The organism is Pseudomonas sp. GOM7 (genome assembly GCF_026723825.1).
In the GTDB taxonomy this organism is placed as follows: domain Bacteria; phylum Pseudomonadota; class Gammaproteobacteria; order Pseudomonadales; family Pseudomonadaceae; genus Aquipseudomonas.
Map to the genome: position 1 here is coordinate 1,054,050 of NZ_CP113519.1, position 22,140 is coordinate 1,076,189.

Consider the following 22,140-nt stretch of genomic DNA (forward strand, 5'->3'; position numbering starts at 1 on the left):
AGAGAGATAAAATGCCAAAACGTACAGATATCAAAAGCATCCTGATCCTCGGTGCCGGCCCCATCGTCATTGGCCAGGCCTGTGAGTTCGACTACTCCGGCGCCCAGGCCTGCAAGGCGCTGAAGGAAGAAGGTTTCCGTGTCATTCTGGTGAACTCCAACCCGGCCACCATCATGACCGACCCGGCCATGGCCGATGCCACCTACATCGAGCCGATCAAGTGGGCCACCGTGGCCAAGATCATCGAGAAGGAGCGTCCGGACGCGCTGCTGCCGACCATGGGCGGCCAGACCGCGCTGAACTGCGCCCTGGATCTGGAGCGCCACGGCGTGCTGGAGAAATTCGGCGTCGAGATGATCGGTGCCAATGCCGACACCATCGACAAGGCCGAAGATCGCTCGCGCTTCGACAAGGCCATGAAATCCATTGGTCTGGCCTGCCCGCGTTCGGGTATTGCTCACACCATGGAAGAAGCCTACGGCGTGCTGGAGCAGGTGGGCTTCCCCTGCATCATCCGCCCCAGCTTCACCATGGGTGGCACCGGCGGCGGCATCGCCTACAACCGAGAGGAATTCGAGGAAATCTGCGCCCGCGGTCTGGATCTATCGCCGACCAACGAGCTGCTGATCGACGAATCGCTGATCGGTTGGAAGGAATACGAGATGGAGGTGGTCCGCGACAAGAAGGACAACTGCATCATCGTCTGCTCCATCGAGAACTTCGACCCCATGGGCGTGCACACCGGCGACTCGATCACCGTGGCCCCGGCGCAGACCCTGACCGACAAGGAATACCAGATCATGCGCAACGCCTCCCTGGCGGTGCTGCGTGAGATCGGCGTGGAAACCGGTGGCTCCAACGTGCAGTTCGGCATCTGCCCGAACACTGGACGCATGGTGGTGATCGAGATGAACCCGCGTGTGTCGCGTTCCTCGGCGCTGGCCTCCAAGGCCACCGGCTTCCCCATCGCCAAGATCGCCGCCAAGCTGGCGGTCGGCTACACCCTCGACGAACTCTCCAACGACATCACCGGCGGGCGTACCCCGGCGTCCTTCGAGCCGGCCATCGACTACGTGGTGACCAAGGTTCCGCGCTTCGCCTTCGAGAAATTCCCCAAGGCCGACGCCCGCCTGACCACCCAGATGAAGTCCGTGGGTGAGGTCATGGCCATCGGTCGTACCTTCCAGGAGTCGGTGCAGAAAGCCCTGCGCGGCCTGGAAGTCGGCGTTGCCGGCTTCGACCCGAAACTCGACCTGAACGACCCGGAAGCCGAGAGCATCCTCAAGCGCGAACTGACCGTGCCCAGTGCTGACCGCATCTGGTACGTGGCCGATGCCTTCCGCGCTGGCAAGAGCGTCGCCGAAGTGTTCGAGCTGACCCGTATCGACGAGTGGTTCCTGGTGCAGATCGAGGATCTGATCAAGGACGAAGCCACCGTGCAGACCCTGGGTCTGTCCGCCATCGACTACGACCTGATGTTCAAGCTCAAGCGCAAGGGCTTCTCCGATGCGCGTCTGGCCAAGCTGCTGGGCGTTTCCGAGAAGAGCCTGCGTGCCCACCGCCACAAGCTGAAAGTGCTGCCGGTGTACAAGCGCGTGGACACCTGCGCCGCCGAATTCGCCACCGACACCGCCTACATGTATTCCACCTATGAGGAAGAGTGCGAGGCCAACCCGTCGAACCGCGAGAAGATCATGATTCTCGGCGGCGGCCCTAACCGCATCGGCCAGGGCATCGAGTTCGATTACTGCTGCGTGCATGCTGCGCTGGCCATGCGTGAAGACGGTTACGAGACCATCATGGTCAACTGCAACCCGGAGACCGTCTCCACCGACTACGACACCTCTGATCGCCTGTACTTCGAGCCGGTGACCCTGGAAGACGTGCTGGAAATTGTCCGCGTCGAGCAGCCCAAAGGCGTGATCGTGCAGTACGGTGGTCAGACTCCGCTGAAGATCTGCCGCGCCCTGGAAGAGGCGGGCGTACCGATCATCGGTACCAGCCCAGAGGCCATCGACCGCGCCGAAGACCGCGAGCGCTTCCAGCAGATGGTACAGCGCCTGAACCTGCGCCAGCCGGCCAACGCCACCGCACGCAGCGAAGACGAAGCCCTGGCCCTGTCGAAGAACATCGGTTATCCGATGGTGGTGCGCCCCTCCTACGTGCTGGGCGGCCGTGCCATGGAAATCGTCTACCAGGAAGAAGAGCTCAAACGCTACATGCGCGAAGCGGTGAAGGTATCCAACGACAGCCCGGTGCTGCTGGATCGCTTCCTCAACTGCGCCATCGAGGTGGACGTGGATGCGGTCAGCGACGGCGAAACCGTGGTGATCGGCGCCATCATGCAGCACATCGAACAGGCTGGTGTGCACTCCGGTGACTCCGCTTGCTCGTTGCCGCCGTACTCGCTGCCGGCGCACATCCAGGACGAGATTCGCGAGCAGGTCAAGAAAATGGCCCTGGAGCTCGGCGTGGTTGGCCTGATGAACGTGCAGATGGCTGTGCAGGGCGAGGACATCTACGTCATTGAGGTCAACCCGCGTGCATCGCGTACCGTGCCCTTCGTCTCCAAATGCGTCGGCGAATCCCTGGCCAAAGTGGCAGCGCGCGTCATGGCTGGTAAGACCCTGGCTGAAGTGGGCTACACCAAGGAAATCATTCCGCCGTTCTTCAGCGTCAAGGAAGCGGTGTTCCCCTTCGCCAAGTTCCCCGGCGTCGACCCCATCCTCGGCCCGGAGATGAAGTCCACCGGCGAGGTGATGGGTGTTGGCGACAGCTTCGGCGAAGCCTTTGCCAAGGCCCAGGTCGGTGCCAGCGAGATCCTGCCGAACGCCGGCGTCGCCTTTATCAGCGTGCGTGAGGATGACAAGGCCGAGGCCGTGCAGGTCGCGCGCGATCTGGTCGCCCTGGGCTTCGAGGTGGTTGCCACCGCCGGCACCGCCAAGGTGATCGAGGCTGCCGGTCTGCCGGTACGTCGCGTGAACAAGGTGACCGAAGGTCGTCCGCACGTGGTCGACATGATCAAGAACGATGAGGTAACACTGATCATCAACACCACCGAGGGGCGTCAGTCGATTGCTGACTCCTACTCGATCCGTCGTAACGCCCTGCAGCACAAGATCTACTGCACCACCACCATCGCGGCTGGTCAGGCGGTCTGTGAGGCGCTCAAGTTCGGTCCCGAGAAGACCGTGCGCCGGCTGCAGGATCTGCATGCAGGAATCAAGGCATGAACAAGTACCCCATGACCGTCCAGGGCGCTCGCGCCCTGGAAGAAGAGCTGGCGCACCTGACCAAGGTGCGTCGTCCCGCACTGAGCCAGGCGATCGCCGAGGCTCGCGAACTGGGCGACCTCAAGGAAAACGCCGAATACCATGCCGCGCGTGAAGAACAGGGTATGGTCGAGGCTCGTGTGCGTGATATCGAAGGTCGCCTGCAGAATGCGGTGATCATCGACGTCACCACCATCGAGCACACCGGCAAGGTGATCTTCGGCACCACGGTGGAAATCGCCAACGTCGAGACTGACGAAAGCGTGACCTACCAGATCGTTGGCGAAGACGAAGCCGACATCAAGCAGGGCAAGATCTCCGTCGGTTCGCCCATCGCCCGTGCCCTGGTGGGCAAGAGCGAGGGTGACGTAGTCGGCGTGCAGACTCCAAGTGGCCTGGTCGAGTACGAGATTGTCGAAGTCCGCCACATCTAAACTGCAACAGCCGTCACGGGCCACTGCCGTCAGTTGGCAGTTGGCCCAGACTATCTGGGTCGGCGGCTTGTGGTTATTGCAGTTCGTCATTTTGCCGGCCATTGGCCAGACCGGGCTGGCGCCGCTGCTGGTGCAGGATATTTCCGCGCAATTGACGCCGCTGCTGATCGGCCTGGCGGCTGTCTGTGTGGCAGTGCAGGCTTTTGCGCTGTTACGCGTGGAGGGGCTTGCCAGTTTCTGGCGCGATGTGCGTGGCCAGTTGCTGCTGACCGTTGCTGTCATGGCCCTGAGCCATCTGCTGGTGCGCCAGTACTGGCCCGAGGCCGAGTACTGGCTACGCTTCAGCTATCTGGTGATGGCGTTCTGCGGGTTGCTACTGGTGGTGCAACCCATACCGGGGAAGAGCCGCTAAAAGAGCGGCTATAAGCTGCAAGCCACAAGCTTCAAGTAAAAGCGCGTAGCGCTCGCCAAATCGAGCGGCAGGGCGCGAATCCTGATTTGCTTGCAGCTTGCAGCTTGCAGCCGCTTCAGCCCTGATAACGAATGACGTTGGACAGGTTGCGGTTCGGCTTGGGGTTCTTGCGGTAGAGCAGGGCGACCTTGCCGATCGACTGCACCAGCTCGGCCTTGCCGGCCTCGCACAGGGCGGTGATGGCAGCCTGGCGGTCTTCACGCTCGGCGAGGCGCAGTTGCACCTTGATCAGCTCGTGATCGCTCAGGGCGCGCTCGAGCTCGCCCAGCACGCCTTCGGTCAAACCATTGTCGGCCACGATCAATACAGGTTTCAGGTGGTGGCCGATAGATTTGAATTGTTTCTTCTGCTCTTGAGTGAGCGGCATAATCGTTAGTACCTAATTCGGTCTGGAAAAACGGCGCCTATCTTACCCGAGCCCGCGCTGTTATTCATGACCCGTTGAATCCGAGGTTGCAGTGGCACGTTCCAAGACCAGCCCGCGTTGGCTGAAAGAGCATTTCGACGATCCCTACGTGAAGATGGCGCAGAAGGACGGCTATCGTTCGCGCGCCAGCTACAAGCTGCTGGAGATCCAGGAGAAGGATCGCATCCTGCGCCCCGGCATGACCGTGGTCGATCTGGGCGCTGCTCCGGGTGGCTGGTCGCAGGTCACCAGCCGGGTGATCGGTGACAAGGGGCGGCTGATCGCCTCCGACATCCTGGAAATGGACAGTATTCCCGATGTGGCTTTCATCCAGGGCGACTTCACCGATGATGCTGTATTCGCGCGCATTCTCGAAGCCATCGGAGAAAATCCGGTCGACCTTGTTATTTCCGACATGGCCCCCAATATGAGTGGGGTAAGGGCGGCCGATCAGCCGCGCGCCATGTACCTGTGCGAACTGGCGCTGGATCTGGCCAGCCGCGTGCTGCGCCCAGGTGGCGATTTTCTCATCAAGATTTTCCAGGGTGAAGGCTTCGACCTTTACCACAAGCAGGTGCGGGAAAGTTTCGAGAAGGTGCAGATGCGCAAGCCACTGTCTTCCCGTGACCGTTCCCGCGAGCAGTACCTGCTGGCCCGTGGCTTTCGTGGGGTCTGAGTTGAAACGGGGCGGCCTTGCGCCGGTCTGATGCTGGCAAGTCTCATAAAGGGTTACAGACGGTGCCTGCGGGACGCGGGCGTTTGGTGTAAGTTAGGCGGTATATCATTGGTCGTCATGGGAAGCCTGCTTCGCCACGAGGCCTGCTTCAGAGGGTAGCTAATTGAACGACATGGCAAAGAATCTCATCCTGTGGCTGATCATCGCGGCCGTGCTGGTCACCGTGATGAACAACTTCTCCAGCCCCAACGAGCCGCAGACCCTGAGCTACTCGCAGTTTATCGAGCAGGTCAAGGAAGGTCGCGTCGAGCGCGTCACCGTCGACGGTTACGTGATCACCGGCAAGCGCACCGATGGCGAAGGTTTCAAGACCATTCGTCCGGCCATCCAGGATGGCGGCCTGATCGGTGACCTGATCGACAACAACGTGGTCATCGAGGGCAAGCAGCCGGAGCAACAGAGCATCTGGACGCAGTTGCTGGTGGCCAGTTTCCCGATCCTGGTGATCATCGCGGTGTTCATGTTCTTCATGCGCCAGATGCAGGGCGGTGCTGGCGGCAAGGGCGGGCCGATGAGCTTCGGCAAGTCCAAGGCGCGCCTGCTCTCCGAAGATCAGGTCAAGACCACCTTCGCCGACGTCGCCGGTTGCGACGAGGCCAAGGAAGAGGTCAGCGAGCTGGTGGAATTCCTCCGCGATCCGGGCAAGTTCCAGCGCTTGGGCGGGCGTATCCCACGAGGTGTGCTGATGGTCGGCTCGCCCGGTACCGGCAAGACGCTGCTGGCCAAGGCCGTGGCCGGTGAGGCCAAGGTGCCGTTCTTCACCATTTCCGGTTCCGACTTCGTCGAGATGTTCGTCGGCGTGGGGGCCTCCCGCGTGCGTGACATGTTCGATCAGGCCAAGAAGCACGCGCCCTGCATCATCTTCATCGACGAGATCGATGCTGTCGGTCGCCACCGTGGCGCCGGCATGGGCGGCGGTCACGACGAGCGCGAGCAGACCCTCAATCAGTTGCTGGTGGAGATGGATGGCTTCGAGATGAACGATGGCATCATCGTCATCGCCGCCACCAACCGCCCGGACGTGCTCGACCCGGCGCTGCTGCGTCCCGGCCGTTTCGACCGCCAGGTGGTGGTCGGCCTGCCGGACATCCGCGGTCGTGAACAGATTCTGAAAGTGCACATGCGCAAGGTGCCGATGGGCGACGACGTCAACCCGGCGGTGATCGCCCGTGGTACGCCAGGTTTCTCCGGTGCCGACCTGGCCAACCTGGTGAACGAGGCTTCGCTGTTCGCCGCTCGTGCCGGCAAGCGCCTGGTGGAAATGGCCGAATTCGAGCTGGCCAAGGACAAGATCATGATGGGCGCCGAGCGCAAGACCATGGTCATGTCCGACAAGGAGAAGCTCAACACCGCCTATCACGAGGCCGGGCACGCCATCGTCGGTCGCTTGGTGCCCGAGCATGACCCGGTGTACAAGGTTTCCATCATTCCGCGCGGTCGTGCTCTGGGCGTGACCATGTTCCTGCCGGAAGAGGATCGCTACAGCCTGAGCAAGCGCGCGCTGATCAGCCAGATCTGCTCGTTGTTCGGCGGCCGTATCGCCGAGGAAATGACCCTGGGCTTCGACGGCGTCACCACTGGCGCGTCGAACGACATCATGCGCGCCACCCAGCTAGCCAAGAATATGGTCACCAAGTGGGGCCTGTCCGAGAAGCTCGGCCCGCTGATGTATGCCGAGGAAGAGGGCGAGGTGTTCCTCGGCCGCAGCATGGGCAGCCAGAACAGCAACGTCTCCGGCGAAACCGCCAAGCTGATCGATGAAGAGGTGCGCCGCATCATCGACGAGTGCTATGCCACGGCCAAGAAACTGCTGGTGGAGAACCGCGACAAGCTTGACGCCATGGCCGAGGCGCTGATGAAGTACGAGACCATCGATTCCGAGCAGATCGACGACATCATGAACGGTCGCGTGCCCCGTGAGCCGCGTGGCTGGGGCGGCGGTGATTCCGGCAAGCCGCAGGCCAAGCCGGATGAAGGTACCCGTCCCGAGGCGCCGATTGGCGGCCCTGCTGCCGAACACTAAGGTTCATCGATGTCCGATGCGCAACTGTTGAGCCGGCTACCCTGTGGTAGCCGGCTTCTTGATTTGACCCGTCCACAAGTGATGGGGATTCTCAACGTTACCCCCGACTCCTTTTCCGATGGTGGCCGCTTCGCTCAGCGCGATGCGGCGCTCCGGCATGCCGAGGCCATGGCCAAGGCTGGGGCCTCGCTGATCGATGTCGGTGGCGAGTCGACCCGTCCCGGTGCCCGTCCGGTTTCGCCGACCGAAGAGCTGGAGCGTGTCGCGCCGGTGGTCGAGGCCATTGCCCGTGAGCTGGACGTGATCGTTTCCGTGGATACTTCGACGCCGGCGGTGATGCGCGAGAGTGCACGACTTGGCGCCGGGCTGATCAACGACGTGCGCTCGCTGCAGCGTGACGGTGCGCTGGACGCCGCTGCCGATACCGGCTTACCCGTGTGCCTGATGCACATGCGTGGCGAGCCCGGCAACATGCAGGACGATCCACGCTATCCCGACATCCTCATCGAGGTGCAGGATTTTCTCGTCGAGCGTATGGCAGCATGCGCCGCAGCGGGCATCCCGGCCGAGCGTATCGTGCTCGATCCTGGCTTCGGTTTTGCCAAGACCCTGGAGCACAATCTCTCGCTGTTTCGTCGTATGGAGCGTCTGCATGCGCTGGGGCGGCCGCTGCTGGTGGGTGTGTCGCGCAAGAGCATGATCGGCAAGGTGCTCGGCCACGAAGTCGGCGGGCGGTTGTATGGCAGTCTGGCATTGGCGGCCCTGGCCTTGACTCAGGGTGCGCATATTTTGCGTGTGCACGATGTCGCCGAGACGGTGGACGTGGTGCGCATGATCGCTGCGGTGCAGGCAGCGCAATAAGCAACAAGAAGGAACGCGTTATGGCTAGAAAGTATTTCGGCACCGATGGTATTCGTGGCCGTGTCGGTGAGTTTCCCATCACCCCTGAATTCGTGCTCAGGCTGGGCTGGGCCGCCGGCATGGCGTTTCGCAAGCAGGGCAAGTGCCGCATCTTGATCGGCAAGGACACGCGCATTTCCGGCTATATGTTCGAGTCCGCGCTGGAAGCGGGCCTGGCCTCTGCCGGTGCCGACGTGCAGTTGCTCGGCCCCATGCCGACGCCAGCCATCGCCTATCTGACGCGCACCTTCCAGGCCGATGCCGGCATCGTCATCAGTGCCTCGCATAACCCTCACGACGACAATGGCATCAAGTTCTTCTCCAGCGAAGGCACCAAGCTGCCCGACGCCGTCGAGCTGATGATCGAGGAACTGCTCGATCAGCCGATGACCGTGGTGGAGTCGGCTGCCATCGGCAAGGCGTCGCGCATCAACGATGCCTCTGGGCGCTACATCGAGTTCTGCAAGGGCAGTGTGCCCACTGGCACCAGCTTCCGCCATCTGAAGATCGTGGTCGATTGCGCCCATGGCGCGGCCTACAAGGTCGCCCCGGCCGTGTTTCGTGAGCTGGGAGCCGAGGTCAAGGTGATGGCGGCCCAGCCGGATGGCCTCAACATCAACCACGAGTGCGGTTCCACCCATATCGCCGGCCTGCAGGCCGAGGTGCTGGCCCAGGGCGCCGATCTCGGCATTGCCTTCGATGGCGATGCCGACCGCGTGCTGATGGTGGATCACACCGGCACCGTGGTTGATGGCGACGAGCTGTTGTTCATCATCGCCCGCGACCTGCAGGAGCGCGGGCGCCTGCATGGCGGTGTGGTCGGCACACTGATGAGCAATCTGGGGCTCGAACTGGCGTTGGCGGAGCTGAACGTGCCTTTCGTGCGCGCCAAGGTGGGCGACCGCTACGTGATCGCCGAGCTGCAGGCGCGCAATTGGTTGCTTGGCGGCGAGAACTCCGGCCACCTGGTGTGCTTCCAGCACACCACCACCGGCGATGCCATCATCGCCGCGCTGCAGGTGCTGGTGGCGCTCAAGCGTCGTGAGCAGTCGCTGGCCGAAGCGCGCATGGGGGTCAAGAAGTGCCCGCAGGTGCTGATCAACGTGCGCTTTTCCGGTGACCTCGACCCGCTGGAGCACCCGTCGGTGAAGGAAGCCTGTGCGCGGGTGACCGAGCGCATGGCCGGGCGTGGCCGTGTGTTGCTGCGCAAGTCCGGCACCGAGCCGTTGCTGCGGGTCATGGTGGAAGGTGACGATGAGGCGCAGGTACAAGGCTATGCCGATGAATTGGCTAAGATTGTTGCCGAAGTATGCGCATGATTGAGCTTGCTACGCGCTGGGCTCTTGGGTAACATCTGCGCCCTCTTTGATCGACGAGGTAAAGCATGCGTCGCCCCCTGGTTGCTGGTAACTGGAAAATGCACGGTACCCGCGCCAGCGTCGCAGAGCTGATCGAAGGGCTGCGTCAGCAGGTATTGCCTGTTGATGTCGACGTCGCGGTATTTCCCTCCAGTCTGCATGTTGCCCAGGTCATCGAGGCGCTGGCAGGCAAGGGGGTGAAGGTCGGGGTGCAGGACTGCGCGGCGCAAGTCGAGCAGGGTGCGCTGACTGGTGAGCTGGCGACCTCTCAACTGGCTGACGCCGGTTGTGAGTTTGTGCTGGTGGGTCATTCCGAGCGTCGCCTGATCCTGGGTGAAAGTGACGATGTGGTCGTGCGCAAGTTCGCCGCGGTGCAGGCAGCGGGATTGATCCCTGTGCTCTGTCTCGGTGAAACCCGCGAGCAGCGTGAGTCGAATGCGACGCTGAGCGTGGTGGGTGGCCAGTTGGCGGCGGTGATCGACGCCCTGGGTGTCGGCTCGCTTGGAAATGCCGTCGTGGCCTATGAGCCTGTCTGGGCCATTGGCACCGGCTTGACCGCTACGCCCGAGCAGGCTCAGGAAGTGCATGCTGCCATCCGCGCGCAGGTTGCGCAATTGGATGCCGGTGTGGCGAGCGGGCTGAGAATTCTTTATGGCGGCAGCGTCAAGGCCGCCAGTGCAGCCGAGTTGTTCGGCATGCAGGATATCGATGGGGGGCTTGTGGGTGGAGCCTCTCTGAATGCGGATGAATTCGGCGCGATCTGTCGCGCTGCAGGAAACTGAAGAATGCTGGAAACAGTCGTAGTGGTTCTGCACCTGATGGGTGCGATCGGTATTGTGGCGCTGGTGCTGTTGCAGCAGGGCAAGGGTGCTGATGCAGGTGCTTCTTTCGGTGCTGGTGCTTCGGCAACTGTATTCGGAAGCCAAGGTTCCTCTACCTTTCTGAGTAAGTTTACTGGTATACTCGCCGCAGCTTTTTTCATTACCAGCTTGGGTTTAGCGTTCTTTGCTAAAGAAAAAGCTGAAGCACTGACACAGGTTGGTCTGCCAGATCCAGCGGTTCTGGAAGTCCAGCAAAAACCGGCAGCAGAAGATGTGCCGGTGCTCGAAGAGCAGAAGGCACCTGCATCCGATGCGTCGGACGTGCCGGAGGCTCCAAAGCAGTAACCGTTTTGCCGAGGTGGTGGAATTGGTAGACACGCTACCTTGAGGTGGTAGTGGCCATAGGCTGTAGGGGTTCGAGTCCCCTCCTCGGTACCATACTCAAGAAAGCCCGCAGTTCGCGGGCTTTCTTGTTGCTGGAGTGTTTGGTTGACCCTCGCCAGGGGGTGGCCGTATAATTCCGGCCCGGCTTTGACGCGGGGTGGAGCAGTCTGGTAGCTCGTCGGGCTCATAACCCGAAGGTCGTAGGTTCAAATCCTGCCCCCGCAACCAGTTTCAGCAGGCCCCTTTTCAGGGGCTTTTTGTTAGCTGAAAGACAATGCCCGCAGGTATTTCCGGTGGGTTGAAGGGATGGGCGTTTCGCCCATTTTTTATTTGCACAGCATGCACGAGGGCCGTTAAGTGTCGAGCAAGCTAGAACAGTTGCAGGCCTTGTTGGCCCCGGTAGTCGAAGCGCTTGGCTATCAATGCTGGGGCATCGAGTTCCTGTCGCAGGGGCGTCATTCGCTGCTGCGTGTCTATATCGACAAGGCCGATGGCATTCTCATCGACGATTGCGAGATCGTCAGCCGTCAGCTCAGTGGTGTACTGGATGTCGAGGATCCGATTACCTCGGAGTACACCCTGGAAGTTTCCTCTCCCGGCATGGATCGTCCACTGTTCACCCTGGAACAGTTCGCGGCGCACGTCGGTGAGCAGGCAAAGATCAAGCTGCGTTCGCCCTTCGAGGGGCGCCGCAACTTTCAGGGCCTTCTCCGTGGTGTGGAGGAGCAGGACGTGGTGGTACAGGTGGATGACCACGAGTACCTGTTGCCGATCGATCTGATCGACAAGGCCAATATCATCCCCCGATTTGATTGAGACGCGCATCCCGCGTTGCCCTACCAGCCCTTGGCCTGCAGGTATTCTGCACAGGAACGCGGGGCGAGCAGGGGGTAATGCAGATTGCGCGAACACAGCGCGACACCGCACGAACGTAGCGCCAATGGCGTGAAAGTGGTGCGGGTTGCGTGGATCCAATGGATTGCGAAAGGCGAGGCGTACGATGAGCAAAGAAGTACTGCTAGTTGTTGAGTCGGTATCCAACGAAAAAGGTGTACCGGCCGGCGTGATTTTCGAGGCGCTGGAGCTGGCTCTGGCGACCGCTACCAAGAAGCGTTTCGAGGACGAGGTCGACCTGCGCGTGTCGATCAATCGTCAGAATGGTAGCTACGAAACCTTCCGTCGCTGGACCGTGGTCGACGAATCGGAGTTCGAGGATCCGGCCTACCAACTGACCGACGACATGCCGCAGGCCGTCGAGGCCAACGCCAAGATCGGTGACGTGCTCGAAGAGAAGATCGAGTCCATCGAGTTCGGCCGTATCGCCGCGCAAACCGCCAAGCAGGTCATCGTGCAGAAGGTGCGTGAAGCCGAGCGTGCACAGGTGGTCGACGCCTATCGCGAGCGCCTGGGCGAGATCATCTCCGGTACCGTGAAGAAGGTCACCCGCGACAGCGTCATCGTCGATCTGGGCAACAACGCCGAAGCGCTGCTGGCCCGTGAGGACATCATTCCGCGCGAGACTTTCCGCGTCGGTGTGCGTCTGCGTGCCCTGCTCAAGGAAATCCGCACCGAGAACCGTGGCCCGCAACTGATCCTGTCGCGTACCGCACCGGAAATGCTGATCGAGCTGTTCCGCATCGAAGTGCCGGAAATCGCCGAAGGCCTGATCGAGGTCAAGGGCGCCTCCCGCGATCCGGGCTCGCGCGCCAAGATCGCCGTGCGTTCCAAGGACAAGCGTATCGACCCGCAGGGTGCCTGCATCGGCATGCGCGGTTCGCGCGTACAGGCCGTGTCCGGCGAGCTGGGCGGTGAACGCGTGGACATCGTGCTGTGGGACGACAACCCTGCGCAGTTCGTCATCAACGCCATGTCGCCGGCCGAAGTGGCGGCGATCATCGTCGACGAAGACGCCCACGCCATGGATATCGCCGTGGCGGCGGACAACCTGGCTCAGGCCATCGGCCGTGGTGGCCAGAACGTGCGCCTGGCCAGTCAGTTGACTGGCTGGACGCTGAACGTCATGACCGAAGCCGACATCCAGGCCAAGCAACAGGCTGAAACCGGCGACATCATGCAGTCCTTCATCGACGAGCTGGAGGTCGACGAAGAACTGGCCCAAGTCCTGGTCGAAGAGGGTTTCACCAGTCTCGAAGAGATTGCCTACGTACCCATGGAAGAAATGCTCAGCATCGATGGCTTCGACGAGGAGATCGTCAACGAGCTGCGCGCGCGAGCCAAGGATCGTCTGCTGACCAAGGCGATCGCCAACGAGGAGAAGTTGGCCGATGCCCATCCAGCGGATGACCTGCTGGAAGTCGAGGGTATGGACAAGGCGCTGGCTCTGGAGCTGGCGCTGCGCGGCGTGATTACCCGTGAAGACCTGGCCGAGCAGTCGATTGACGACTTGCTCGACATCGACGGCATCGACGAAGAGCGTGCCGGCAAGCTGATCATGGCCGCCCGAGCCCATTGGTTCGAGTAAGCGGTTGCGGCCTGAGGAGAAAGATGCATGACGCAAGTCACGGTGAAAGAACTGGCCAAAGTGGTCGACACCCCGGTCGAACGCCTGCTGCAGCAGATGCGTGAGGCTGGCCTGTCCCACAGCAGTGCCGAACAAGTGGTAACCGATAGTGAGAAGCAAGCCTTGCTTGCCCATCTCAAGAGCAGTCACGGCGACAAGAAGGTCGAAGAGCCGCGCAAGATCACCTTGCAGCGCAAGACCACCAGCACCCTGCGCGTGGCTGGCAGCAAGACCATCAGCGTGGAAGTGCGCAAGAAGAAGACCTTCGTCAAGCGCAGCCCGGAAGAGCTGGAAGCCGAGAAGCAGCGCGAGCTGGAGGCCCAGCGTGCCGAGGCCGAGGCCGCGCGCCTGAAGGCCGAGGAAGAAGCCAAGCGCAAGGCCGAAGAAGAGGCCAAGCGTCAGGCGGCCGAAGCTGCGGTCGCTACCCCGGCGGCGCCGGCTGCCACCCCGGCAGTGGCCAGCGAACCGGTGGCGACCGTCGCCGCTCCGGTGATCGAGGTCGAGCGCAAGAAAGAAGAAGTGCGTCGCCCCGAGAAGGCGCGCAGCGACGAGGACGAGCGTCGCGAGCGCAAGCACGCCCAGCATCGCCCGACCCTCAAGGAAAAGGCGCCGGCACCTCGCGTTGCGCCGCGTAGCGTCGACGAAGAGAGCGATGGCTTCCGTCGTGGCGGTCGTGGCAAGGCCAAGATGAAGAAGCGCAACCAGCACGGTTTCCAGAGCCCGACTGGCCCGATCGTGCGCGACGTGTCCATTGGCGAGACCATCACCGTTTCCGATCTGGCCCAGCAAATGGCCATCAAGGGTGCGGAAATCGTCAAGTTCATGTTCAAGATGGGCACTCCGGTGACCATCAACCAGGTGCTGGATCAGGAAACCGCGCAACTGGTCGCCGAAGAGTTCGGCCACAAGGTCAAGCTGGTCAGCGACAACGCCCTGGAAGAGCAACTGGCCGAATCCCTGAAGTACGAGGGTGAAGCCATTCACCGTGCGCCGGTGGTGACCGTGATGGGGCACGTCGACCACGGCAAGACTTCCCTGCTCGACTACATCCGTCGTGCCAAGGTGGCATCCGGCGAGGCCGGTGGTATCACCCAGCACATCGGTGCCTACCACGTGGAAACCGATCGCGGCATGATCACCTTCCTCGATACCCCCGGTCACGCGGCGTTCACCCAGATGCGTGCCCGTGGTGCCAAGGCCACCGACATCGTCATCCTCGTCGTCGCTGCTGACGACGGCGTGATGCCGCAGACCCAGGAAGCCGTGCAGCACGCGAAAGCGGCTGGCGTACCCATCGTGGTCGCGGTGAACAAGATGGACAAGCCGGAAGCCAACCCGGACAACATCAAGAACGGCCTGGCCGCGCTGGACGTGATTCCGGAAGAGTGGGGCGGCGACGCACCCTTCGTACCGGTTTCCGCCAAGGCTGGTACCGGTATCGACGAACTGCTCGAGGCTGTGCTGCTGCAGGCCGAGGTGCTGGAACTCACGGCCATGCCGTCGGCGCCTGGCCGTGGCGTGGTGGTCGAATCGCGTCTGGACAAGGGCCGTGGCCCGGTGGCCACCGTGCTGGTGCAGGACGGTACGCTGCGTCAGGGTGACATGGTGCTGGTCGGCGTCAACTATGGCCGCGTGCGCGCCATGCTCGACGAGAACGGCAAGTCGATCAAGGAAGCCGGCCCGTCCATTCCGGTCGAGATCCTCGGCCTCGATGGCACGCCGGATGCCGGTGACGAGATGATGGTGGTGGCCGACGAGAAGAAGGCCCGCGAGGTCGCACTGTTCCGTCAGGGCAAGTTCCGCGAAGTCAAGTTGGCCCGCGCCCACGCCGGCAAGCTGGAAAACATCTTCGAGAACATGGGCCAGGAAGAGAAGAAAACCCTCAACATCGTGCTCAAGGCCGACGTGCGTGGTTCTCTGGAAGCCCTGCAGGGCTCGCTCAGCACCCTCGGCAACGACGAAGTGCAGGTGCGTGTGGTCGGTGGCGGCGTCGGTGGTATCACCGAGTCCGATGCCAACCTGGCACTGGCTTCCAATGCCGTGCTGTTCGGCTTCAACGTCCGTGCTGATGCCGGTGCGCGCAAGATCGTCGAGTCCGAAGGCCTCGACATGCGCTACTACAACGTCATCTACGACATCATCGAAGACGTCAAGAAGGCCCTCACCGGCATGCTCGGCAGCGACGTTCGCGAGAACATCCTGGGCACCGCCGAAGTGCGTGACGTGTTCCGTTCGCCGAAGTTCGGCGCCGTCGCTGGCTGCATGGTCATCGAGGGTACCGTTTACCGCAACCGTCCGATCCGCGTACTGCGCGAGGACGTGGTGATCTTCGAGGGCGAGCTGGAATCGCTGCGTCGCTTCAAGGACGACGTCGCCGAAGTGCGTAACGGCATGGAGTGCGGTATCGCCGTGAAGAGCTACAACGACGTCAAGGTCGGCGACAAGATCGAAGTGTTCGAGAAGGTCCAGGTGGCGCGCAGCCTGTAAACACAACTGCAAGCCTCAAGCGGCAAGCTTCAAGAGGTGGCCTGGCCCACCTGTTGAGCTTGCCGTTTGGCTTTTTGGTATTTTTTAGCTTGAAGCTTAGAGCTTGAAGCTTGAGGCAGCTTTTATGGCCAAAGATTACAGCCGTACCCAGCGTATCGGCGATCAGATGCAACGCGAACTGGCGACGCTGATCCAGCGCGAGATCAAGGATCCGCGCCTGGGTCTGGTGACCATCACCGCAGTGGACGTCAGCCGCGACCTGTCCCATGCCAAGGTGTTCATCACCGTCATGGGCAAGGACGACGATGCCGAGCAGATCAAGCTCAACCTGGAGATTCTTTCCGAGGCGGCCGGCTACCTGCGCATGCTGCTGGGCAAATCGATGAAGGTGCGTACCATCCCGCAATTGCACTTCCAGTACGACGCCAGCATTCGCCGTGGCGCCGAGCTGTCGGCGCTGATCGAGCGCGCGGTAGCGGAAGATCGCAAGCACCAGGATGGCGGTGAGGACTGAGCGTGGCGCAGGTCAAACGTATTCGTCGCAAGGTCGATGGCATCATCCTGCTGGACAAACCCCTCGGCTTTACCTCCAACGCGGCGCTGCAGAAGGTGCGCTGGCTGCTCAACGCCGAGAAGGCCGGGCACACCGGCAGCCTCGACCCGTTGGCCACCGGCGTGCTGCCGCTGTGCTTCGGTGAGGCGACCAAGTTCTCCCAGTACCTGCTCGATGCCGACAAGGGCTACGAGACCGTCGCCCAGCTTGGCGTGACCACCACCACCGGCGATGCCGAGGGTGATGTGCTCGAGCGTCGCCCGGTGACCGTTGGTCGCAGCGAAATCGAAGCGCTGTTGCCGCGTTTTCGTGGGGAAATCAAGCAGATACCACCGATGTACTCGGCCTTGAAGAAGGATGGTCAGCCTCTCTACAAACTGGCCCGTGCAGGGGAAGTAGTGGAGCGCGAAGCGCGTTCTGTTACTATTGCGCGCCTGGAATTGCTGGCTCTCGACGGCGAGCAGGCGCGTCTGTCGGTGGACTGCAGCAAAGGCACCTACATTCGCACCCTGGTCGAAGATCTCGGCCAGTTGCTCGGTTGTGGCGCCCACGTGGCGCAGTTGCGCCGCACCAAGGCCGGCCCGTTCGACCTGGCACGTACCGTGACCCTGGAAGAACTGGAAGCGGTACATGCCGAAGGCGGCAGTGCGGCACTGGATCGCTTCCTGCAGCCGGTCGACGCCGGTTTGCAGGATTGGCCGCTGCTGCAGCTCTCCGAGCACAGCGCGTTCTACTGGCTGCAAGGGCAGCCGGTGCGTGCGCCGGAGGCGCCGAAGTTCGGCATGCTGCGGGTGCAGGATCACAATGGTCGCTTCATCGGCATCGGTGAAGTGAGTGACGATGGGCGTATCGCACCGCGTCGCTTGATCAATACTGGCGCGTGAGCGCCGAAGAGTTCGGCCGAAATGGCTGAACGCCTGATGAGGAAAAGTTCGTCAGGTGTAACGAGGGTGGCTGTCAGTAGGCACGGTCATGCCTCTTTTTAAAACACGGGAAGCGATTCCCGGCCTATTGAGACTGCTCCGGCAGTCTCCAGATGAGAGGAAGCCAACATGGCACTCAGCGTTGAAGAAAAAGCCCAGATCGTAAACGAGTACAAGCAAGCTGAAGGCGATACCGGTAGCCCGGAAGTGCAGGTTGCCCTGCTGACCGCCAACATCAACAAGCTGCAGGATCACTTCAAGGCCAACGGCAAGGATCACCACAGCCGTCGCGGTCTGATCCGCATGGTAAACCAGCGCCGTAAGCTGCTGGACTACCTCAAGGGTAAGGACACCTCTCGTTACAGCGCCCTGATCGGTCGCCTGGGCCTGCGTCGTTAACAGACGCGAGCTGCACAAGTTGGAAGCTGGGAGTTCGGCGTCGCGAGTGGGGAGTGATCCTCAGCTCGGGGCGCTGGGCTTCCAGCTTTTGGCTTTTCGAGGGATGCATCGGGTCCGACTCCCGCGCTTCTTTCCAATTTCCCCCAAGGCAACAAAGAGAAGGAAAACACCGTGAACCCGGTAATCAAGCAATTCAAGTTCGGTCAGTCGACCGTGACCCTCGAGACTGGCCGCATCGCCCGTCAAGCCAGCGGCGCCGTGCTGGTGACCGTCGACAGTGACGTCACCGTGCTGGTCACCGTGGTCGGTGCCAAGAGCGCCGATCCGAGCAAGGGCTTCTTCCCGCTGTCCGTGCACTACCAGGAAAAGACCTACGCTGCCGGCAAGATCCCGGGTGGCTTCTTCAAACGTGAAGGCCGCCCCAGCGAGAAGGAAACCCTGACCTCGCGCCTGATCGACCGTCCGATCCGCCCGCTGTTCCCCGAAGGTTTCATGAACGAAGTGCAGGTCGTCTGCACCGTCGTTTCTACCAGCAAGAAGACCGATCCGGACATCGCTGCGATGATCGGCACCTCCGCTGCCCTGGCCGTTTCCGGCATCCCGTTCAATGGCCCGATCGGTGCCGCGCGCGTAGCCTTCCACCCGGATACCGGCTACCTGCTGAACCCCAACTACGAGCAACTGCAGGCCTCCAGCCTGGACATGGTGGTGGCTGGTACCGAAACCGCCGTATTGATGGTGGAATCGGAAGCTGACGAGCTGACCGAAGACCAAATGCTGGGCGCCGTGCTGTTCGCCCACCAGGAATTCCAGGCCGTGATCCAGGCCGTCAAGGAATTCGCTGCCGAAGCCGGCAAGCCGACCTGGAACTGGCAGGCCCCTGCCGCCAACACCCCGCTGCTGGACGCCATCCGCAACCAGTTCGGCGCGGCCATCAGCCAGGCCTACACCATCACCATCAAGCAGGATCGCTACAACCGTCTGGGCGAGCTGCGTGATGAGGTCGTCGCGGCCCTGGCCGGCGAAGGCGAAGGCAAGTTCTCTGCCGACGAGGTCAAAGCCGCTTTCGGCGAGATCGAGTACCGCACCGTTCGCCAGAACATCGTCGACGGCAAGCCGCGTATCGACGGTCGCGACACCCGCACCGTGCGTCCGCTGCAGATCGAAGTCGGCGTACTGGACAAGACCCACGGCTCGGCCCTGTTCACCCGTGGCGAAACCCAGGCGCTGGTCGTTGCCACCCTCGGCACCGCCCGCGATGCCCAGCTGCTCGACACCCTGGAAGGCGAGAAGCGCGATGCCTTCATGCTGCACTACAACTTCCCGCCGTTCTCGGTCGGTGAGTGTGGCCGCATGGGCGGTGCCGGCCGCCGCGAAATCGGTCACGGCCGTCTGGCCCGTCGTGGCGTTGCCGCCATGCTGCCGAAGGGCGACGACTTCCCGTACACCATCCGCGTGGTATCGGAAATCACCGAATCCAACGGTTCGTCCTCCATGGCTTCGGTCTGCGGCGCTTCCCTGGCGCTGATGGATGCCGGTGTGCCGATGAAGGCGCCGGTTGCCGGTATCGCCATGGGCCTGGTGCTGGAAGGCGAGAAGTTCGCCGTGCTGACCGATATCCTCGGTGACGAAGACCATCTGGGCGACATGGACTTCAAAGTAGCCGGTACCGCCAAGGGTGTTACCGCGCTGCAGATGGACATCAAGATCCAGGGCATCACCGAAGAGATCATGGAGCAGGCGCTGGAACAGGCGCTGGAAGCGCGCCTGAACATCCTCGGCCAGATGAACCAGGTGATCAGCCAGTCGCGCACCGAGCTGTCGGCCAATGCCCCGACCATGCTGGCGATGAAGATCGACCAGGACAAGATCCGCGACGTCATCGGCAAGGGTGGCGCCACCATCCGCGCCATCTGCGAAGAGACCAAGGCCTCCATCGACATCGAAGACGACGGTTCGATCAAGATCTTCGGCGAAACCAAGGACGCCGCCGAGGCTGCCAAGCAGCGCGTGCTGGCGATCACCGCGGAAGCCGAGATCGGCAAGATCTACGTCGGCAAGGTCGAGCGCATCGTCGACTTCGGCGCCTTCGTCAACATCCTGCCGGGCAAGGACGGCCTGGTGCACATCTCCATGCTGAGCGATCAGCGCGTGGAGAAGGTCACCGACGTGCTGAAGGAAGGTCAGGAAGTGAAGGTACTGGTACTGGACGTGGACAACCGCGGCCGTATCAAGCTGTCGATCAAGGACGTGGCGGCGGCAGAAGCCTCTGGCGTCTGATAGACCTGCGTTGCAATACGAGGAGCCCCGCGAAAGCGGGGCTTTTTCGTTGTTGTTCGTGGGATCTGGGGAGGTCAGTTTTGATACCGGACTGGCAAGTTTGTGTGATCTTGTTGGTTTGCGTTGGTATTCTGGACGCCGCTTTGGGTATCTTCGGAAACTCCTTGTTTCGCCCCCTCGGGCGACTCACTTTTCTTTGAACTGCGCAAAGAAAAGTAAGCAAAAGAAACGCACCCCCGCCATCCGGAACTAGGCGTCCCCGTCATGCTGCGCTCGACTCCCCTCACTCCGGCACCGCTCCGGGGTCGGCTTGCAAGGGCCATCCATGGCCCTTCAAGCCTCTCGCGGCATCCATGCCGCTCGCCCCCTGCGCAGTGCCTGCGTTCGGCCTCCTGAAGGGGGAGTTAGCGCGCCTGAACGTACATCGATTCCGGGCATGCCCGGCGTGTTCTGGTAACAGTGGAACCATGACGTGGCCATCGAATTAACCCAAAACTTTCATTCGCGCAGTTTCATTCGCCTGGATAGCTTGCCGGCTTCCAGCCGGCATCCTGGTCAGCCCTAAGGCTGACCCATGTTCAAACACTCCACGCTACTTCTGGGTTACCGCGGGTTCAGGCGCGTGCAGAGCCCGCCCAGGAGGGCGAACGGAATCGTCGTGGAAGAGGTTGAGCGACATGGATGTCGCGAAAGCCACGATGGGCCATGGATGGCCCACCGTGGCGGGCCTCTGGAGCGGCGATGGAGTGAGCGAACCCTCGCGCAGCGAGGGCCGGATGAAAGGGCGGAGGTTTTGGTTACTTTTGCCTGCAAAAGTGACTCGCCCGGGAGGGCGAAACCAAGAACATCAGCAAAAACGCGGCAAGCCGGAACAAGCACCCGAACAACCAACAAGCCAACAACCCACACACAAACTTGCCAGTCCGGTATCAACCAAGCATTCCCTAAACCGCGAAGAACCTTTTTCGTCTCCAAGAGAGCGGAGATGGCATTTCGGTATCGTGCAGGCTGCCCGAGCGAAAGGACGCATATCGGCGAAATGCAAGATCGACCCATCTCAAGATAAACTTCAAATTATTGATTTATAAGCATTTTAATAATTTCAAAAACCTGGCACAGGCATTGCGATATCCAGAGTGAACCTGCAACCCGGAGATGGTTTGCAGATCATCTGGAATGTACAGGAGTCAAACCATGAAACAGTCCATCAATCGTTTTGCCGTAGCTACCCTGACCGCGACAGCGCTGAGCCTGACGCTCGCCTCGGCGGCCTTCGCCCAGCCGACCATGCTCGCGGCCAACGACACCGTGGACAAGGCTGAGCAGGCTGTCTCCGATACCTGGATCACCAGCAAGGTCAAATCCATCTTCATCGCCGACAAGGATCTCAGCGGCCTGGATATCAAGGTGGAGACCAACCAGGGCGTGGTTTCCCTGTCCGGTGTGGTGGCCACCGATGCCGAGCGCGATCTGGCGGTTGCCAAGGCCAAGGAAGTTGATGGGGTCAAGGACGTTGCCGCAGAAGCCCTGAAAACCGCCAACTGAATCAGCACGGCGGCCGGGCCCGATGGCCCGGCCCTGACGGAGGCCGAACATGAACAGTGACATCATCAAAGGCAAGTGGAAGCAACTCAGCGGTCGCCTCAAGGAGCGTTGGGGCAACCTGACCGATGACGACGTCAACGTGGCCGAGGGCCACAGCGACTACCTGGTCGGCAAGCTGCAGGAGCGTTATGGCTGGAGCAAGGAAAAGGCCCAGCAGGAGCTGCGTGACTTCAGCGACAAGCTCTGACACGCAGCCACGCACGGATTGCAGAAAAGCCCCGTCGGGACACACCCGGCGGGGCTTTTCGTTGGCCGGCTCATTGGCCGCGCTTGCTGCGTATCTCGTTCAGGCGGCCGCCCTCGAAGCGCAGGAAGTGGTACATGCCATTGTTCGGCCCGTAGATCCATTCCTCGACGCTGACCTCGTTGCGAAAGCCATAGGCATCGACCACTTCCTTGTAGCCGAGAAAGGCGCGGCTGCTCGGCTCGCCGCATTTATTCAGCACCTCGCTGGTCGGCGCCTCCTTGCTGACCAGGGCGCTGCCGCAACGGTAGGTGGAAGAGGCCTGCGCCAGCAGGGGCAAGCACAGCAACAGTGGCAGGTATTTCAGGGCGTGCATGAGGGC

At 61.7% G+C, this 22,140-nt stretch carries 21 protein-coding genes and 2 tRNA genes; 21 read left to right on the forward strand and 2 right to left on the reverse strand.

Going from position 1 to position 22,140, the window contains the following annotated elements; translation table 11 throughout:
- Positions 1 to 11 precede the first annotated feature (11 nt).
- The 3 genes from carB to OU800_RS04770 are packed head-to-tail and all read left to right on the forward strand — an operon-like array spanning position 12 to position 4,118.
- Complete coding sequence (gene carB, locus OU800_RS04760) at positions 12 to 3,233, forward strand: carbamoyl-phosphate synthase large subunit (protein WP_268181600.1); 3,222 nt, start codon at positions 12 to 14, stop codon at positions 3,231 to 3,233.
- Positions 3,230 to 3,706 (forward strand): transcription elongation factor GreA, encoded by a 477-nt coding sequence (gene greA / locus OU800_RS04765; protein ID WP_024309422.1) that lies wholly within the window; start codon positions 3,230 to 3,232, stop codon positions 3,704 to 3,706. The genes carB and greA overlap by 4 nt, the downstream gene beginning before the upstream one ends.
- The gene (locus tag OU800_RS04770) at positions 3,684 to 4,118 is read left to right on the forward strand and encodes a DUF4149 domain-containing protein (protein ID WP_268181601.1); all 435 of its coding nucleotides are present in this window, start codon (positions 3,684 to 3,686) and stop codon (positions 4,116 to 4,118) included. Before greA ends, OU800_RS04770 begins: the two co-directional genes overlap by 23 nt.
- Before the next feature lie 115 nt (positions 4,119 to 4,233).
- Here OU800_RS04770 and yhbY read toward each other — a convergent pair whose 3' ends face one another.
- Entirely contained in the window at positions 4,234 to 4,545 is a 312-nt protein-coding gene (gene yhbY / locus OU800_RS04775; RefSeq protein WP_268181602.1) for a ribosome assembly RNA-binding protein YhbY, read from the reverse strand.
- 91 nt (positions 4,546 to 4,636) lie between these two features.
- On the opposite strand from yhbY, the gene rlmE reads away from it, so the two are divergent.
- The 18 genes from rlmE (at position 4,637) to OU800_RS04865 (ending at position 21,761) form a co-directional block, all read left to right on the forward strand.
- Entirely contained in the window at positions 4,637 to 5,260 is a 624-nt protein-coding gene (gene rlmE, locus OU800_RS04780) for a 23S rRNA (uridine(2552)-2'-O)-methyltransferase RlmE (protein ID WP_268181603.1), read from the forward strand.
- Between the two features lie 172 nt (positions 5,261 to 5,432).
- A complete protein-coding gene (ftsH, locus tag OU800_RS04785; protein WP_268181604.1) occupies positions 5,433 to 7,343 on the forward strand; it encodes an ATP-dependent zinc metalloprotease FtsH in 1,911 nt (636 codons plus the stop codon).
- A gap of 9 nt (positions 7,344 to 7,352) precedes the next feature.
- Positions 7,353 to 8,204 carry a dihydropteroate synthase gene (gene folP / locus OU800_RS04790; RefSeq protein WP_268181605.1) on the forward strand — a complete coding sequence of 284 codons (852 nt, stop codon included), beginning with the start codon at positions 7,353 to 7,355 and terminating at the stop codon, positions 8,202 to 8,204.
- Positions 8,205 to 8,224: 20 nt separating this feature from the next.
- A complete protein-coding gene (gene glmM / locus OU800_RS04795; RefSeq protein WP_268181607.1) occupies positions 8,225 to 9,562 on the forward strand; it encodes a phosphoglucosamine mutase in 1,338 nt (445 codons plus the stop codon).
- Positions 9,563 to 9,627: 65 nt separating this feature from the next.
- Positions 9,628 to 10,383: a triose-phosphate isomerase gene (tpiA, locus tag OU800_RS04800; RefSeq protein WP_268181608.1), complete on the forward strand. Its 756-nt coding sequence runs from the start codon at positions 9,628 to 9,630 to the stop codon at positions 10,381 to 10,383.
- A gap of 3 nt (positions 10,384 to 10,386) precedes the next feature.
- Complete coding sequence (gene secG, locus OU800_RS04805) at positions 10,387 to 10,767, forward strand: preprotein translocase subunit SecG (protein ID WP_268181609.1); 381 nt, start codon at positions 10,387 to 10,389, stop codon at positions 10,765 to 10,767.
- A gap of 7 nt (positions 10,768 to 10,774) precedes the next feature.
- Positions 10,775 to 10,860, forward strand: a tRNA-Leu gene (locus OU800_RS04810).
- A 97-nt stretch (positions 10,861 to 10,957) separates the two neighbouring features.
- A tRNA-Met gene (locus OU800_RS04815) sits at positions 10,958 to 11,034 on the forward strand.
- Between the two features lie 129 nt (positions 11,035 to 11,163).
- Positions 11,164 to 11,622: a ribosome maturation factor RimP gene (gene rimP / locus OU800_RS04820; protein WP_268181611.1), complete on the forward strand. Its 459-nt coding sequence runs from the start codon at positions 11,164 to 11,166 to the stop codon at positions 11,620 to 11,622.
- Positions 11,623 to 11,806: 184 nt separating this feature from the next.
- Positions 11,807 to 13,288: a transcription termination factor NusA gene (gene nusA / locus OU800_RS04825; RefSeq protein WP_268181613.1), complete on the forward strand. Its 1,482-nt coding sequence runs from the start codon at positions 11,807 to 11,809 to the stop codon at positions 13,286 to 13,288.
- A 27-nt stretch (positions 13,289 to 13,315) separates the two neighbouring features.
- Positions 13,316 to 15,814 (forward strand): translation initiation factor IF-2, encoded by a 2,499-nt coding sequence (infB, locus tag OU800_RS04830; RefSeq protein ID WP_268181615.1) that lies wholly within the window; start codon positions 13,316 to 13,318, stop codon positions 15,812 to 15,814.
- A 124-nt stretch (positions 15,815 to 15,938) separates the two neighbouring features.
- Positions 15,939 to 16,328: a 30S ribosome-binding factor RbfA gene (rbfA, locus tag OU800_RS04835; RefSeq protein ID WP_268181617.1), complete on the forward strand. Its 390-nt coding sequence runs from the start codon at positions 15,939 to 15,941 to the stop codon at positions 16,326 to 16,328.
- A gap of 2 nt (positions 16,329 to 16,330) precedes the next feature.
- Positions 16,331 to 17,251 (forward strand): tRNA pseudouridine(55) synthase TruB, encoded by a 921-nt coding sequence (truB, locus tag OU800_RS04840; RefSeq protein ID WP_268181620.1) that lies wholly within the window; start codon positions 16,331 to 16,333, stop codon positions 17,249 to 17,251.
- A gap of 168 nt (positions 17,252 to 17,419) precedes the next feature.
- Entirely contained in the window at positions 17,420 to 17,689 is a 270-nt protein-coding gene (rpsO, locus tag OU800_RS04845; protein ID WP_187670332.1) for a 30S ribosomal protein S15, read from the forward strand.
- A gap of 171 nt (positions 17,690 to 17,860) precedes the next feature.
- Entirely contained in the window at positions 17,861 to 19,969 is a 2,109-nt protein-coding gene (gene pnp / locus OU800_RS04850) for a polyribonucleotide nucleotidyltransferase (protein ID WP_268181623.1), read from the forward strand.
- Between the two features lie 677 nt (positions 19,970 to 20,646).
- Positions 20,647 to 21,057 carry a hypothetical protein gene (locus OU800_RS04855; RefSeq protein ID WP_268181625.1) on the forward strand — a complete coding sequence of 137 codons (411 nt, stop codon included), beginning with the start codon at positions 20,647 to 20,649 and terminating at the stop codon, positions 21,055 to 21,057.
- Between the two features lie 106 nt (positions 21,058 to 21,163).
- A complete protein-coding gene (locus OU800_RS04860) occupies positions 21,164 to 21,514 on the forward strand; it encodes a BON domain-containing protein (protein WP_268181626.1) in 351 nt (116 codons plus the stop codon).
- Positions 21,515 to 21,563: 49 nt separating this feature from the next.
- Positions 21,564 to 21,761: a CsbD family protein gene (locus OU800_RS04865; protein ID WP_268181628.1), complete on the forward strand. Its 198-nt coding sequence runs from the start codon at positions 21,564 to 21,566 to the stop codon at positions 21,759 to 21,761.
- Positions 21,762 to 21,831: 70 nt separating this feature from the next.
- On the opposite strand, the gene OU800_RS04870 is transcribed toward OU800_RS04865, so the two are convergent.
- Complete coding sequence (locus OU800_RS04870) at positions 21,832 to 22,134, reverse strand: DUF2845 domain-containing protein (RefSeq protein ID WP_268181630.1); 303 nt, start codon at positions 22,132 to 22,134, stop codon at positions 21,832 to 21,834.
- Positions 22,135 to 22,140: the final 6 nt, after the last annotated feature.